The 14646-nt window shown below is 66.1% G+C and carries 11 protein-coding genes; 1 reads left to right on the top strand and 10 read right to left on the bottom strand.

Annotated features, from left to right (window positions below; genetic code table 11):
• The 4 genes from AQZ52_RS18190 to AQZ52_RS12615 form a co-directional block, all read right to left on the bottom strand.
• Nucleotides 1–1022 (bottom strand): M10 family metallopeptidase (locus AQZ52_RS18190; RefSeq protein WP_156424925.1); only part of this gene is annotated, 1022 nt, incomplete at its 3' end.
• 109 nt (nucleotides 1023–1131) lie between these two features.
• Nucleotides 1132–2334 (bottom strand): BaiN/RdsA family NAD(P)/FAD-dependent oxidoreductase, encoded by a 1203-nt coding sequence (locus AQZ52_RS12605; RefSeq protein WP_067911246.1) that lies wholly within the window; start codon nucleotides 2332–2334, stop codon nucleotides 1132–1134.
• Between the two features lie 10 nt (nucleotides 2335–2344).
• Entirely contained in the window at nucleotides 2345–3757 is a 1413-nt protein-coding gene (gene lpdA, locus AQZ52_RS12610) for a dihydrolipoyl dehydrogenase (protein ID WP_067911249.1), read from the bottom strand.
• 78 nt (nucleotides 3758–3835) lie between these two features.
• Complete coding sequence (locus AQZ52_RS12615; protein WP_067911252.1) at nucleotides 3836–5128, bottom strand: pyruvate dehydrogenase complex dihydrolipoamide acetyltransferase; 1293 nt, start codon at nucleotides 5126–5128, stop codon at nucleotides 3836–3838.
• A 236-nt stretch (nucleotides 5129–5364) separates the two neighbouring features.
• Between AQZ52_RS12615 and AQZ52_RS12620 the strand changes: the two genes are divergently transcribed.
• Entirely contained in the window at nucleotides 5365–5874 is a 510-nt protein-coding gene (locus AQZ52_RS12620; protein WP_067911255.1) for a universal stress protein, read from the top strand.
• Between the two features lie 6 nt (nucleotides 5875–5880).
• Here the strand turns inward: AQZ52_RS12620 and AQZ52_RS12625 are convergent, their stop codons facing one another.
• From AQZ52_RS12625 to AQZ52_RS12650, 6 genes are all read right to left on the bottom strand, one after another.
• Nucleotides 5881–8178 (bottom strand): ribonuclease R family protein, encoded by a 2298-nt coding sequence (locus tag AQZ52_RS12625; protein WP_205626476.1) that lies wholly within the window; start codon nucleotides 8176–8178, stop codon nucleotides 5881–5883.
• 37 nt (nucleotides 8179–8215) lie between these two features.
• On the bottom strand, nucleotides 8216–9526 hold the full coding sequence (locus AQZ52_RS12630) for a M20/M25/M40 family metallo-hydrolase (RefSeq protein WP_067911257.1): 1311 nt from the start codon (nucleotides 9524–9526) through the stop codon (nucleotides 8216–8218).
• Between the two features lie 69 nt (nucleotides 9527–9595).
• On the bottom strand, nucleotides 9596–11146 hold the full coding sequence (locus AQZ52_RS12635; RefSeq protein WP_067911260.1) for an aminoacyl--tRNA ligase-related protein: 1551 nt from the start codon (nucleotides 11144–11146) through the stop codon (nucleotides 9596–9598).
• 65 nt (nucleotides 11147–11211) lie between these two features.
• Nucleotides 11212–11772, bottom strand: a complete 561-nt coding sequence (phaR, locus tag AQZ52_RS12640) for a polyhydroxyalkanoate synthesis repressor PhaR (protein WP_067911263.1) — start codon at nucleotides 11770–11772, stop codon at nucleotides 11212–11214.
• A gap of 86 nt (nucleotides 11773–11858) precedes the next feature.
• Nucleotides 11859–12917: an alanine racemase gene (alr, locus tag AQZ52_RS12645; protein ID WP_067911266.1), complete on the bottom strand. Its 1059-nt coding sequence runs from the start codon at nucleotides 12915–12917 to the stop codon at nucleotides 11859–11861.
• Nucleotides 12907–14532: an MFS transporter gene (locus AQZ52_RS12650; RefSeq protein WP_067911269.1), complete on the bottom strand. Its 1626-nt coding sequence runs from the start codon at nucleotides 14530–14532 to the stop codon at nucleotides 12907–12909. The genes alr and AQZ52_RS12650 overlap by 11 nt, the downstream gene beginning before the upstream one ends.
• Between the last annotated feature and the right edge of the window lie 114 nt (nucleotides 14533–14646).

The following is a 14646-nucleotide window of genomic DNA, read 5'->3' on the forward strand; positions in this document are numbered from 1 at the left end:
TTGCCGCCGCGCCCGGCAAGGCCATCGTCGCCGGCATTGCCATAGAGCACGTTGTTCGCGTCATTGCCGTCGATCTGGTCACTGCCCGAGCCGCCCCGGGCATTCTCGATCGTGCAGTTGAAGGCGATGCCGATGTTGGCATCGAGCGTCGTGTCCGCATAGCCGAGCTGCGAATAGGTGCCCGGGGCCAGCGTGATCAGGCAGCTCTGGGTGAATGCGCTCACATCCAGCGTATCGGTGCCGCCGGCATCCCAGATCGTCTGATAGACGGGTTGTTCCGGCTTGAAGGCATAAGTGTCGTTGCCGGTATGGTACGCCATGTTGGCGCCATAGAGCCGCTGCACTGCGGCGATGTCATAGACGCCGGGTGTCAGAATGATGAACTGCGCGTCGGTTGCGCCGGGCTGGAAATAGAAATCGCCCTTGGGCGACGTGTACGACATGATCGTGTAGCGCATGTCGTCATAGCCCGCCGGAATGATGTTCCCCTCGAACGGATGATCGAGCCCCAGCGCGTGGCCGATCTCGTGCATCATCGCGACGAAATCATAGGTAAAGGGCTGGAACGTGCCGCCCTTGATCCCCGGCTCGATCCAGATATCGCCTTGGGAAGGATCGCCGGCGTCGCTGAAGATTTTGGTATAACCCCAGAAGTCGCTCGACACTTCCGAGGAAAAGGCGATGCGGATATCGCCCACCACCCCGGCCGCCGTTTCCGCAACCTTGGTGAACGAAATGTTGGCGACATCGGCCCAGCGCTGGAAGGCAAGGTCGATACCCGGGATTTGCGCATCGGTCACACCGAAGTGCTGCGTCGCGGTCGGCTCCTTGCCGTAATCGCTGGTGAACCTGGAGCTGACCCCGTTCAGGAACGGAAAGCTGTAGCTGATCTGCGTCTTCCCGCCGCTCACGGTGGCCCACTGCGTGCGGAAGTAGGCCTGAGGGGCATAGAGCGAATCGATGAACGGATCGCCGCTGAGATCGAACCCCTTGGACGGAGCGATATCGGTGTACAGCGTCATGGCGCGCTCTCCGTGCTGGCGGCCCGAACCGGCCAAGGCGCCCATGTCACCGGCCGATCCCTGCGGAATCATTACCGCCTAGGTATAACCCGCTGGTTGCCTTTTTCCGTCATGGAAAATCGGTGATGGCGACGGCGGCGGCATATGCGCTCGCCCAGGCCCACTGGAAGTTGTAGCCGCCCAGCCACCCTGTCACGTCCACCGCCTCGCCAACGGCATAGAGCCCCGGCACCGCCTGTGCGCCCATGGTGCGCGAGGAAAGGCCCGCCGTGCTAATCCCGCCTGCGGTTACTTCCGCCTTGGCAAAGCCTTCGCTGCCGCTGGGAGCAAATCGCCAGCGTCGCAGCTGCGTTTCCGCACCACGCAGCGCCTTGTCCTGCGTCTGGCCAAGCTCGCCCTCGATCCCCACGTGTTCAGCGAGCCTGACGGCAAGCCGCTCGGGAAGCGCGGCGCCCAGTGCCTTTGCAAGCGCCAGGCGCGGGCGCTCCCGCTTTGCCGCCAGCAGCCAGTCCTGCGGCTGGTCGGGCAGGAAATCAATCTCCACGCAGCCACCATGCCGCCAGTAGGAGGAAACCTGCAGGATCGCCGGCCCGGAAAGCCCGCGGTGGGTGAACAGCGCCGCCTCGCGGAACGCCGCCTTGCCGCAATGCGCCACCACCTCCGCCGAAACGCCGGAAAGCTCGCGAAACAGCGCTTCCTCGCCCGATAGCGTCAGCGGCACCAGCGCCGGGCGCGGCTGCACCACCTTGAGACCGAACTTGCGCGCCAGATCATAGGCAAAACCGGTTGCGCCCAGTTTGGGAATCGCGGGACCGCCGGTCGCGATCACGAGTGCGGGCGCGATCAGCGTCTCCGACCCGAACTGCACCCGAAACAACCCATCCGCATGCTCGACACCGCCCACCTGTGCACCCAGGCGCAGATTGACCCCGCCCGCAGCGCATTCCTCCACCAGCATCGCCACGATCTGCTTTGCCGATCCGTCGCAAAAGAGCTGCCCCAGCGTCTTCTCGTGCCAGGCAATGCCGTAGCGTTCGACCAGCGCGATGAAGTCGGCGGGCGTGTAGCGGCTCAGCGCCGATCGCGCGAAGTGCGGATTTTCGGAGAGATAGCGATCAGGTGCGGTGTAAAGGTTGGTGAAATTGCACCGTCCTCCCCCGGAAATCAGGATCTTCTTGCCCGGCGCATCGGCGTGATCGAGCAGCGCGACGCGCTTGCCGCGTTGCCCGGCCAGCCCTGCACAGAACAACCCCGCCGCCCCGGCGCCGAGCACAATGACGTCGTGAGTGGGGACGTTATGCGTCGGCGCCATGGGACCAGGGTCAGATATGAAGCGCGCGCCCGTAAGCCGCGAGCACGCTCTCGTGCATCATTTCCGACAGCGTCGGGTGCGCGAACACGGTGTGCATCAGCTCGGCCTCGGTCGTCTCGAGCGTCTTGCCCACGACATAGCCCTGGATCAACTCGGTCACTTCCGCGCCGATCATGTGCGCGCCCAGCAGTTCGCCCGTCTGCGCATCGAACACCGTCTTGATGAAGCCCTCGGCCTCGCCCAGCGCAATGGCCTTGCCGTTGCCGATGAACGGGAAGGTGCCAACCTTAACTTCGTGCCCAGCTTCCTTCGCCTTCGCCTCGGTCAGGCCCACGCTCGCGACCTGCGGGTGGCAGTAGGTGCAGCCCGGAATGTTGAGGCGGTCCATCGGGTGCGGGTGAACCTCGGTGTTGCCCAGCGCCTGCGCGATGGCCTCGGCGGCGATCACGCCCTCGTGGCTCGCCTTGTGGGCCAGCCACGGCCCCGGTGTCACGTCGCCGATGGCCCAAACGCCCGGCACATTGGTGCGGCCATAGCCGTCGATGGCAATGATCCCGCGCTCGGCGGCGACGCCCAGCGCCTCAAGCCCGATGTTTTCGGTATTGGGCACGATGCCAACGGCCACGATCACATGGCTGAAATCATGCTCGGCCGAATTGCCATCCTTGCCCTTGATCTTCGCCTTCACGCCCGCCGCGCTCGTGGCGATGCTTTCAACGCCCGCGCCGGTCAGGATCGTGATCCCCTGCTTGGTCAGTGACTTCTCCAGGAACGCGGAAACGTCCGCATCTTCCACCGGCACGATGCGGTCCATCATCTCGACGACCGTAACATCCGCGCCCATGTCGTTGTAGAAGCTCGCGAATTCGATGCCGATCGCACCCGAGCCGATCACCAGCAGCTTCGTCGGCATCGCCGGCGGCACCATCGCATGGCGGTAGGTCCAGATGCGGTCCCCGTCCGCCTTGGCAAACGGCAGATCCCGCGCCCGCGCACCGGTCGCGACGATCACGTGCTTGGCCGAAAGCACCTCGGTGCCCTTCTCGCCGGTCACTTCGACCTGCCCCGCGCCCTTGATCACGCCGGTGCCCATATGCACGGTGATCTTGTTCTTGCGCATCAGGTGCGTCACGCCCTGATTGAGCTGCTTGGCGACGCCGCGCGAGCGCTTCACCACCGCGTCGATGTCGGCACGGATGTTGTCCGCCGCGAGGCCATAGCTCGCTGCGTGCTTCATCTGGTTGAACACTTCGGCCGAACGCAGCAGCGCCTTGGTCGGAATGCACCCCCAGTTGAGGCAGATGCCGCCGAGCAACTCGCGCTCCACGATCCCCACCTTGAGCCCGAGCTGTGCGCCGCGGATCGCCGCGACATAGCCGCCGGGGCCCGAGCCGAGAACGAGAAGGTCGTATTGATCAGCCACGAAAATGCTCCTTGCAGTCGGCGTCCTGTTTAGCCCGCTCGGGCCGGCGCGCCGCTCTCAATATGATCAGGCCAGCGTTCAAGCCACGAGCGCCAGCGGCGCTTCCACCAGCGTCTTGAACGCCTGCATCAGCTGCGCGCCCTCCGCACCGTCAATCGCGCGGTGGTCGAAGCTGCCGGTGGCGGACATGACGGTCGCGATCCCCAGCGCATCGTCGATCACATAGGGGCGCTTCTCGCCTGCGCCGATCGCCATGATCATGCCCTGCGGCGGATTGATCACCGCCACGAACTGCTTGATGCCGAACATGCCGAGGTTCGAAAGGCTGGCCGTCCCGCCCTGATACTCGTGCGGTGCCAGCTTGCCCGCCTTGGCGCGCGCGGCCAGATCCGCCATGTCCTTCTGGATCGCGGAGATCGACTTGACGTCGGCTCCCGTCACGATCGGCGTGATGAGGCCGCCCGGGATCGAAACTGCGACTGCGATATCGGCACGCGAATAGCGGATCAGATTGTCGCCCGCGAAGCTCACGTTGGCATCGGGCGCCAGCATCAGCGCCTTGCCCAGCGCCTTGATCAGGAGGTCGTTCACCGAGAGCTTCACGCCCTCGCCGGCCAGCGCCGCATTGAGCTCGGCGCGCAGCTTGAGCAGCTTGTCGAGGCTGATGTCGACCGTCAGGTAATAGTGCGGCACCGTCGCCTTGGCTTCGGTCAGGCGGCGCGCGATGGTCTTGCGCATCGACGAGAGCTTGACCGCCTCGTGCGGGATATCGGTGCTGAACGGTGCAGCCGCCGGTGCTGCCACCGGAGCCGCGACAGGCGCCGGAACTGCGGCAGGCGCTGCGACGGCAGCCTTCGGAGCGGCCACATCGAGGTCAGCCTTGATGATCCGGCCATGCGGACCGCTGCCGGTCACCGTGCCGAGATCGATGCCCTTCTCGCTGGCAATACGCTTGGCAAGCGGGCTCGCCACGATGCGATCACCTGCGGCAGCGACTGGAGCGGGAGCCGGAGCAGGCGCGGCTGCAACGGGGGCCGCGGCCGGTGCTGCCACCGGTGCAGGCATTGGCGCGACCGGCGCGGGGGCAGGTGCCGACACCGCCGCAGCAGCAGGCGCCGCATCGCCATCGTCCTCGCCCGCAATCGTCGCGATCACGGTGCCGACCTTCACGCCTTCGGTCCCCTCGGCCACTTCGATGGCAACAACGGTGCCTTCGTCGACGGCCTCGAATTCCATCGTCGCCTTGTCGGTCTCGATCTCGGCCATGATGTCGCCGGACGAGACCTTGTCGCCTACCTTGACCAACCACTTGGCCAGCGTGCCCTCCTCCATCGTGGGCGACAGCGCGGGCATCTTGATCTGGATCGGCATGGGCAGCTCTTTTCCCTATTGGTTGTCGGGGCTTCGCGCCGGTGCAGCCAGCATTGGCCTGCTCCGCCCCGCGCGTGTCCCTTCGCACATGGCGCGCCATTTCGCCACCCGGCGGGGGCGGGTCAAGTCTCTTGGCGCTTGCCCCGCATACGAATTAGGCCAATACGCATGACCCTGCCGTATGACCGGCAGTGCGAGCGGCGCTTCGAACCGTCCTTATCGCAAGGGGGGCAGGCATGGTGGATACGGCTGAAGAGGCACAGGGTGCGTCTGGCGCAGAATGGCGTGCAGGCCAGCGCGTCTATCTCGTGATCATGGATGATACCGAGGAAGCAGCCCGCGCGCTGCGCTTTGCCGCGCGTCGCGCGGTGCGCACGGACGGCACCGTCCATATCCTCGCGCTCGTCCCCAAGCAGGAATTTGTCGTGTTCGGCAGCATCCAGGCCACCATCGAGGCCGAAGCGCGCGAGCGCGCCGAAGACCTCGCACGCGCCGCCGCCGGCAGCCTCGCCAGCGAATCCGGCCTCGCTCCCGCCGTCGCGGTGCGCACCGGCAGCGGGCCGCAAGTGGTGCGCGAATACCTTGGGCAGCATCCGGAAGTCTCCGCGCTCGTGCTGGGCGCTGCGGCGGAAGGCAATCCGGGCCCGCTCGTCACCCACTTCACCTCGCACCTCGGCCAGCTGCCCTGCGTGCTGATGATCGTTCCCGGCGGGATCGACGAACGCGGCATCGATTCGTTCAGTTAGCGCGCCTTACCGCTTGCGCCCCTGATGCCGGATATTGCGCGGCCGCCCGCGTGGCCCCTGCATGAAACCGCCAGCCCTCTTCGGCCCCCGGTCTGCTGGCCGCCCTCCGCGCGGCTCGATCCGCCCCGCGCCCTCGGGCAAGTCCACCGGCTCGAACTTCAGCGCGCCCGTCAGCGGGTTCGCCTCGGCAAGCCGCAGCTTGAGGATCATGCCCATTGCAAACTCCTCGCCGGTTTCTTCGCCCACCAGCACCTGCCGCTTCTCGTCATGGGCAAACCGTTCTGCCCCCAGGGTCGAGATCGGCACCAGACCGTCGCCGCCCAGCCCGATGATCGTCGCGAAGAGGCCGAATTTCTGCACGCCGGTCACGCGCGTGTCGAACACCTCGCCCACCCGGCCCGCCAGCCAGGCCGCGACATAGCGGTCGATCGTCTCGCGCTCGGCTTCCATCGCGCGCCGTTCGGCCTTGGAAATGGCATCGCTGATCCGCGCCAGATCGCTGCGGTCGCGGTCCGAAAGGCCCGACGTTCCCGGAATCTCGCGCGCTTCGGGTCGCGGTTGCTCCAGATGGTACGCATCCACCAGCGCCCGGTGGACGAGCAAATCCGAATAGCGCCGGATCGGCGAGGTGAAGTGCGCATAGCTCCCAAGCGCCAGCCCGAAGTGCCCTGCATTGCGCGGCCCGTAATAGGCCTGGGTCTGGCTGCGCAACACCGCTTCCATCACCAGCGCCTTCTCGGCCTCGTCGGTCACGTCCTTCAGCATCCGGTTGAACAGCCCCGGCGTGATCACCTGCCCCAGCGCCAGCTTGCGCCCGAAGGTCGCGAGGTAGTCCTTCAGCGCCACCAGCTTTTCGCGGCTCGGCGGCTCATGGATGCGGTAGACCACCGGCGCGACCTTGGCCTCCAGCGCCTTCGCTGCCGCCACGTTGGCCGCGATCATGAAGTCCTCGACCACGCGGTGCGCATCAAGCCGTTCCCGAAGCGCGATCTCGGCGATCTTGCCCTTCTCATCCAGCACCACGCGCCGCTCGGGCAGCTCCAGCTCCAGCGGATCGCGCTGCCCACGGGCCTTCTCCAGCAGCCGCCACGCCGCCCACAGGTTCTGCAGGTGCGGCGCTGCCACGCGCGCATCGATCCGCCGCTGCGCTTCCTCATAAGCGATCACTTCGGCGATCCGCACCAGCGCGCGGGTAAAGCGCCAGCCCGTTATCCGCCCTTCGGCGTCGATGGTAAGGTGGCAGGCCATCGCCGCCCGGTCCGCACCCACCTTGAGCGAACACACATCCGAGCTCAGCACATGCGGCAGCATCGGCACCACGCGGTCGGGGAAATAGACCGAATTGCCCCGCTTCCTCGCCTCTCGGTCGACAGCGCCGCCGGGCCGCACATAGAAACTGACGTCTGCAATCGCGACCACTGCGCGGAAGCCGCCCACGCCATCGGGCTCGGCCCAGATCGCATCGTCGTGGTCGCGCGCATCGGTCGGATCGATCGCCACGATGGGCAGGTCGCGCAAATCCTCGCGGGCACCTTCCGAAAGCGCCATCTTTGCCGCGAGCGCCGCCTCGTCCTGCGCGTCCTGCGGGAAGACGAAGGGAATGCCGTGCTTGTGGATCGCGATCAGGCTGAACGCGCGCGGCGCCAGCGGATCGCCCAGCACCTCGGTCACCTTGAGCCCGGCGCGCGGGCTCTTGCTCACCGGCTCACCCAGCACGAGCTGGCCCTCGGCGGCCCCGCCCAGATCGGCAATCTGCACAGCATTGCGCACACGCTTGTCCACAGGCGCGAGCCAGGGCTTGCCCGCCCCGTCGAACTCGACGACACCCAGCACCTGCTCGGTCCGCGTCGGCAGCTTCTTCATCACATGCGCGATAAGACCCCGACCCGCTTCCTCGGTCCGCGCCAGAACCCGGTCGCCCACCTTGAGCGCAGCCTGCGCGGCCTTACCCTTGCCCCTCGGCTCGATGATGCGCAGGCGCGGCGGCGGCGCGCCGTCATCGGGCTGCCAGGTATCGGGAATCGCCAGCGGCTGCCCGTCCTCGATCTCCAGCACGCGCAGCACCGTCACGCGCGGCACCCCGCCAAGCCTGTGGAAGGCGCTGCGATTGCCGTCGATCAACCCTTCTTCGGCCATGTCCTTGAGCAGCGCCTTGAGCGCGATCTTCTCGGTGCCCTTCAGCCCGAACGCCTTGGAAATCTCGCGCTTGCCCGCGGGCTCCTCGCTCTCGGAAATGAACGCCAGCACCTGCTCGCGGGTGGGAAGGCCGTCGGGCCCGTTCGGCGTCTGCTTGCGAATTGCCATCACCGACCTCTGGGCGTTGCAGGCGGCAATAGCAAGATCAGGGCTTGGCCTCCGGCGCATAGGCCCCGCCTGGCACGGCAGAGGCAATCGGGCTCTCGGATCCGTCTGCCGCAAGCGCGCTCACGCCGAAGAACCAGTCATCCCCACGCACGCCGCCGAGCCGCAGATGCGTGTCTGCGGTCTCGGCCACCGGCTTTGCATCCCAGCCAGCGGCATCGGTTCGCCGCTGCCACACGCGGTAGCGCGCCGCGCCCGGAACCGCCGTCCAGTCCACATCGGTAAAGGTCTGCACGGCTGCCGTGACTTTGGCCACGGGCGGGAGCGGCGCCGCCGCCAGTCTGGCCAGCGCCTGCACATTCAGCTTCGTCACCTTGGCGAGATAGGCGAAGTCCATTGCCTCAATCGTATCGCCGAACGGCCGCCCACCTTCGGTCCGCACGTTCTGGTGCTGCCGCTCGTAATTCTCCACCGCCACCGTGAAGCGCACGGCCGGGAAGCCCATCTCCTGAAACGGCAGATGATCCCCGCCGCGCCCCATGCGGTCCGCGCGCCAGACCTGCCGCACCGCCACATCGCCGCCGAGTCCCGCCAGCCACCGCGACAGGTTGCGCGACGGGCTGTCGTTCTCGCCGCCAATCGCCCGCTGCGCATCGCGTCCGCGCTCGCTCGCATCCGCACGCGGCCCTTCGGAAAAGACGCGCACATGCGTGTCGTCGACAAGGCCGTCGCTCCCTCGCGAATTGCCGACGATATCGTTGTTGAGCACGGCCTTCACCGTCCAGCCCTGCGCCTTGGCATAGTCGGCCAGCAGCTTGCCGCCATAGAGCCCCTGCTCCTCGCCCGAGAGGATGGCATAGACGATCGTGCCCGCAAACTTCTGCTTCGAAAGCACCCGCGCTGCTTCCAGCACCAGCGCCGTGCCCGAACCGTCATCGTTGGCCCCCGGCGCATCACCCTTGGCATCGAGCGGATCGGAATTGCGGCTGTCGATATGGCCCTGGACGATCACGACTTCGCTTGGCCGCTCGGTTCCGCGCTGGATCGCCACGACATCGACAAGCCGCGTCGGGCTCGGCACCCGTTCGCCCTGCACCGTGGTTTCGGGCAGCACGAGCTCGAGGCACCCGCCACAGGCCGCACCCGTCTTGCGAAACTGGGCTTCGGCCCACTTGCGCGCTGCGCCGATGCCGCGCCTCGGATCATCTTGCGCCGACAGAGTATGCCGCGTCCCGAACCGCACCAGTTGCGCGACATCGGCCTCGAGCCGGCCCTGGGTGACAGCATCGTCCGGCGCCGCGAGTGCGGCTGCAGGCAAGGCGAGGAGCGCGAACGCGAGGAGCTGTTTCATGCCCCGAACCTTAGCCTAACCTCCGTTCAAGTCGAGCAGGCTGAGAACGCAGGTCCCCTGCCCCAAAGGTCAATAGGCCCGCGCCACCAGAATGCGCTCCACCGCCGGCTCCCCGGTGAACGGGCACGGTCCCTCGGCGGGCACCGCATCCATCGGCGTGTTGCGGATCGTCAGCTTCAGCGCCTTCAATTGCTCGACCACCTTGTCGAGCGCCGCGCCCGTGGGCCGCGACCAGCACAGTTCCACCCAGCCCGGAAACGCCTTGTCCTCGGAAAAGAAGGCGGCAAGGCCCGCCAGATCGCTGATCCCGCGCTCGATCTGGGCATCGCGGCGATCCCGCGCCTCGACGAACAATGCGCCCTGTATCGCTTCCAGTTCGCTCACCGCCGCCGCCACGAAGTCATCCTGCGCCATCCCGACGAAGTTGGCCTTGCCATCCTCGCGCCACAGCCGGTCGCGGCGCAGCACCGATACCTGCCCGCCCTCGGCATCGCGACCACCGATCTCCAAGATCAGCGGCACACCCTTCTTCACCCAGCCCCAGCGCTTGGCCGTCGCCTTGCCCGGCCGCTTGTCGAGCAGCACGCGCACCTTCTCGTCGAACACGCTGAGCGCCGCGAGCTTCGCGCGCAGCTGCGTGCAGTATTCCAGCAGCGCCGCATCGCCGTCGTTTTCGCGCAGCATCGGCAGGATCACGATCTGCTGCGGTGCAATCCGGGGGGGCGTGCGGAGGCCATCATCGTCGCCGTGCGTCATGATCACACCGCCGATCATGCGCGTTGAAACGCCCCAACTGGTGGTGTGGCAAAGCGTCTGCTGGCCGTCCTTGTCCTGATAGCGGATCCCCGCCGCCTCGGAGAAGGTCGTGCCCAGATAGTGCGAAGTGCCCGCCTGCAGCGCCTTGCCGTCCTGCATCATCGCCTCGATCGAGAACGTCTCGACCGCGCCCGGGAAGCGCTCGTTCTCGGGCTTCGGGCCTGCGACCACGGGCATCGCGAGCACGTCCTCGGCAAAGCTGCGGTACATCTCCAGCGCGCGGAGCGTCTCGGCCATCGCATCGGCCTCGTCGGCGTGGGCGGTGTGGCCCTCCTGCCAGAGGAATTCGCTCGTGCGCAGGAACATGCGCGTGCGCATTTCCCAGCGCACCACATTGGCCCACTGATTGGTCAGCAGCGGCAGATCGCGCCACGACTGGATCCAGCGCGCCATTGCCGCGCCGATCACCGTCTCAGAGGTCGGGCGCACGATCAGCGGTTCTTCGAGCTTCGCTTCGGGATCGGGGATCAGCCCGCCCTTGCCATCACCGATCAGCCGGTGATGCGTGACGACCGCCATTTCCTTGGCAAAGCCTTCGACATGCTCCGCTTCACGCGTGAAGTACGAGAGCGGGATGAACAGCGGGAAATAGCAGTTCTCGACGCCCGCTTCCTTGATGCGCTCGTCCATCAGCTTCTGGATGCGCTCCCAGATGCCATAGCCCCAAGGCTTGATCACCATGCAGCCGCGCACGCCGGATTCCTCGGCGAGTTCGGCTTCGGCGATGACCGCCTGATACCACTGGGCGAAATCATCCTGCCGCGTGATGGGCAGGGCGTGCTTGATCGATGCGTTCTGGCTCATGCACGCCGGTTAGGCGGCTCAGGGGATTCGGGCAATCCTCGTCTGGCGAGGATGCCCGTCTGTATTCAGCCGGCCAGCTGGTCGAGCTTCTTCTGCATGTCCGCCATCTGCTTGCGCAGCGCGGCGAGTTCATCTTCTGCGGGAGCCCCGGCTGCCTTGTCGGCCTCGGTGCCCTGAACCGCACCCGGCACGAACGCAGCGGTTGCGGCTTTGAACAGTTCCATGTTGCGCTGCGCGATCTGGGCCAGCGGGTTGGCGCCGATGCTGTCCTCGATCGCCTTGCGCAGCTTCACCTGATTCTCGCGAAAATGTTCCATCGAGGCTTCGAGATAGCCAGGCAGAAGCGCCTGCATCGAATTGCCGTACATCGAGATCAGCTGGCGCAGGAAGTTCGTCGGCAGCATCTGCTCGCCGCTGGCCTCTTCCTCCATGATGATCTGCGTGAGGATCGTATGGGTCAGGTCGGTGCCGGTCTTGGCATCCAAAACCTTGAATTCAATGTTTTCCTTGACCATCTGGGCCAAGTGGTCAAGCGTGATGTAGCTCGACGTCCGCGTGTTATAAAGTCGGCGGTTCGCGTACTTCTTGATGATGACGGTATCGCCGTCCTTGCCTGCGTTTGCCATGTTATGCGCACCCTTTTGGGATTATGCCGATGCATTAGCAGATGCGGTATGTGCAGCGCAATAAACCTTGCAGGGATAACAACAATTCATGTGCTGCGGGCAAATCGTCGTCCCATCGCGGTCAGCAGTTCATATTGCGAGAGCGCAGTGAGCGCCGCCGCCTCGGGCAAGGCATAGTCCAGTCCCAGCCAGTCCCCTTCGCCGCAGTTTTTCGCGGTGGAGAGGTCGACGATGGTCATGTCCATCGATACGCGGCCCAGCACCGGCAGACGCTGGCCCTGCCACAGCACATGCCCCTTGCCGGACCAGCAGCGCAGATAGCCATCGGCATAGCCTACTGCGATCACGCCCACGCGCATGGCCGTACTTGCCGTGAAGGTCGCGTTGTATCCCACCGAGTCGCCGGGTGCGAGATCGCGCACCTGGATGACTGCCGCCTCTGGATAGGCCACTTGCGCGATGCTGTCCGCCAGTTCCCCGCGCGGCACCCCGCCATAGAGCGCAAGGCCCGGCCGCGTGAGGTCGAACGCATAGTCCGCCCCCAGCGCGATCCCGGCGCTGTTTGCCAGACTGTAGCGCCGCGCCGGCACGGCCGCGACCACTGCGCGAAACCGCGCGAGCTGCTCTACGTTCTGCGCCGAGTCCTCATCGGCACTGGCCAGATGGCTGAGGCAGGTCTCGATCTCGAGCTGCGCCACTGCCGGATCGCCGATCTCGGCAAGCGGCAGGCCGAGACGGTTCATGCCCGTATCCACCATCAGGTCGCAGGGTCCGCCCCCTGCCGCCAGCCAGCGCTTCACCTGGGCCAGCGAATTGAGGACCGGGCGAACCCCCAGCGCGCGGGCATAGGCCGCCTCGGCATCGTTGATCGGCCCATGCAGCACTGCAATTCCGGCCGCCGGAACGATCCGCGCCGCCTCTGCCGCTTCCTGCCAGTGCGCGACGAACCAGTCGCGGCACCCCGCCGCCGCCAGCACCGGCACGGCCTGCGCCGCGCCCAGCCCATAGCAATCCGCCTTGATCGCCGCCCCGGCCCGCGCCGCGCCCGACATCCCGTCAAGAACGCGCCAATTGCCCGCCAGCGCCGCGTGATCGATCCTGAGCCGCAGCGCCGCCGGGGGAAGCGGCGGTCCTTCAGGCGTCATCGTGGGCGAAGTCCTTCGGCGGACCGCCCTTGAGGCCCCACACCCCGACAACCAATGCGACGAAGACCACGACCCAAGTGTACCACAGCCCGGCATAGGGATCGCCGGTCCTGGCAACGATCAACGAGGAAATCAGCGGCAGGAACCCACCAAGATATCCCGTCCCGATATGATAGGGGATCGACATCGAGCTGTAGCGGATGCGCGCCGGGAACATCTCGGAAAGGACCGCCGCCACCGGGCCATAGGTCGCGCCGGTCAGCGCCATCAGCACCACCAGCCCGAACACGATGATCGCGCCGTTGCCGAAGCTGGGGCGCACCTTGGCGAAGTCATAGCCTGCATGCGTCAGCATGGCCTGCAGGTCCTTGCCCCGCACCGCGCTCTTTTCATGCCACGGATAGGTTTCCAGCGAAGCCGCCGCCGGGCCGATTGTCATTACCAGCGCCGGGCCTTCCCGCAGCGAATAGCGCACACCGGAGGCCGAAAGATCGGCCAGCAGCTTTCCGCAGTTCGTCGCCTGCTCGGCGGCGAAGGGATTGTAGCTGCAATCGGGCCCGCTCACCACCACCGGCTCGCGCCGCGCCATCTCGGCAAGGCCCGGATTGGCGGCATTGCCGATCATCCAGAAGATCGGGAACAGCAGCACCAGCGTGGCTACATAGCCCAGCACGATCGGCAGCTTGCGCCCCACCTTGTCCGAAATGTGCCCGAATACCACGCTGAAGGGCATCCCGATCACGCAGGAGAGGCCCACGATAAGCTCGGCGGTCATGTCCTCCACCCGCATCGGCCCCTTGAGGAACGAGAGGCCGGTGAACATCGAGGTATAGAAGATCACGGTCAGCCCCGCCGCCACCCCGAACAGCGCAATGAACAGCCGCCGCCCGTTACCCGGGTAAGTCAGGCTCTCGATGAAGGGATTGCCCGCAACTTCGCCGCTTTCCTTCATCGCCTTGAACACCGGGCTTTCCGAGAGCTTCAGGCGCATCCACAGCGATACCGCCAGCAGCACAAGGCTCAGCAGAAACGGCACGCGCCAGCCCCAGGTCGTCCAGGTCTCGGCGCTCATCGCGCCCTTGCAGGCCAGCACCACGACAAGGCTCAGAACGAAGCCGCCGACAACGCTCGACTGGATGAAGCTGGTGAAGAAGCCTCGCCGACCGGGCGCGGCATGTTCGGCCACGTAGACCGCCGCGCCGCCGTATTCGCCGCCCAGCGCCAGACCCTGCAGCACGCGCAGCAGAATCACCAGCACCGGTGCGGCATAGCCGATCGTGGTAGCCGGCGGGATCAGCCCCACACCGGCCGTCGCGATTCCCATCAAGGTCACCGTCACGAGGAAGGTATATTTGCGCCCGAGCCGGTCGCCCAGATAGCCGAACAGCACCGCGCCCAGCGGACGAAACCCGAAGCCAACCGCGAAGACGAGCCAGAACAGCAGCATCTCGAGCGTGGCATTGCCGGTCGGGAAGAAGGCCTTGGACAGGATCGCGCCCAGCGTGCCGTAGATGAAGAAGTCGTACCACTCGAACACGGTGCCGATCGACGAGGCCGCGACCACCAGGCGGATTTCCGCTGCGGTCGGTTCCGGTGCGCCATTCACCTCATGCATGCCCAAGTGTTTCCCATCCCCTTGCCGCCAGCCTTGTAACCATCCGGCACATTGCCCTGAACCCGCGGCTGTAGCGAAGCAATGGCCGCCGGGAAAGTGCGATGGGCCAAAGAA

Source organism: Novosphingobium fuchskuhlense (assembly GCF_001519075.1).
Classification (GTDB): domain Bacteria; phylum Pseudomonadota; class Alphaproteobacteria; order Sphingomonadales; family Sphingomonadaceae; genus Novosphingobium; species Novosphingobium fuchskuhlense.

What these genes read in the sequence shown, in the direction of transcription:
- AQZ52_RS12605 (WP_067911246.1), bottom strand. Translation starts at nt 2,334, where the DNA reads ATGGCGCCGACGCATAACGTCCCCACTCACGACGTCATTGTGCTCGGC.
- AQZ52_RS12615 (WP_067911252.1), bottom strand. Translation starts at nt 5,128, where the DNA reads ATGCCGATCCAGATCAAGATGCCCGCGCTGTCGCCCACGATGGAGGAG.
- AQZ52_RS12620 (WP_067911255.1), top strand. Translation starts at nt 5,365, where the DNA reads ATGGTGGATACGGCTGAAGAGGCACAGGGTGCGTCTGGCGCAGAATGG.
- AQZ52_RS12625 (WP_205626476.1), bottom strand. Translation starts at nt 8,178, where the DNA reads ATGGCAATTCGCAAGCAGACGCCGAACGGGCCCGACGGCCTTCCCACC.
- AQZ52_RS12630 (WP_067911257.1), bottom strand. Translation starts at nt 9,526, where the DNA reads ATGAAACAGCTCCTCGCGTTCGCGCTCCTCGCCTTGCCTGCAGCCGCA.
- AQZ52_RS12635 (WP_067911260.1), bottom strand. Translation starts at nt 11,146, where the DNA reads ATGAGCCAGAACGCATCGATCAAGCACGCCCTGCCCATCACGCGGCAG.
- phaR (WP_067911263.1), bottom strand. Translation starts at nt 11,772, where the DNA reads ATGGCAAACGCAGGCAAGGACGGCGATACCGTCATCATCAAGAAGTAC.
- alr (WP_067911266.1), bottom strand. Translation starts at nt 12,917, where the DNA reads ATGACGCCTGAAGGACCGCCGCTTCCCCCGGCGGCGCTGCGGCTCAGG.
- AQZ52_RS12650 (WP_067911269.1), bottom strand. Translation starts at nt 14,532, where the DNA reads ATGCATGAGGTGAATGGCGCACCGGAACCGACCGCAGCGGAAATCCGC.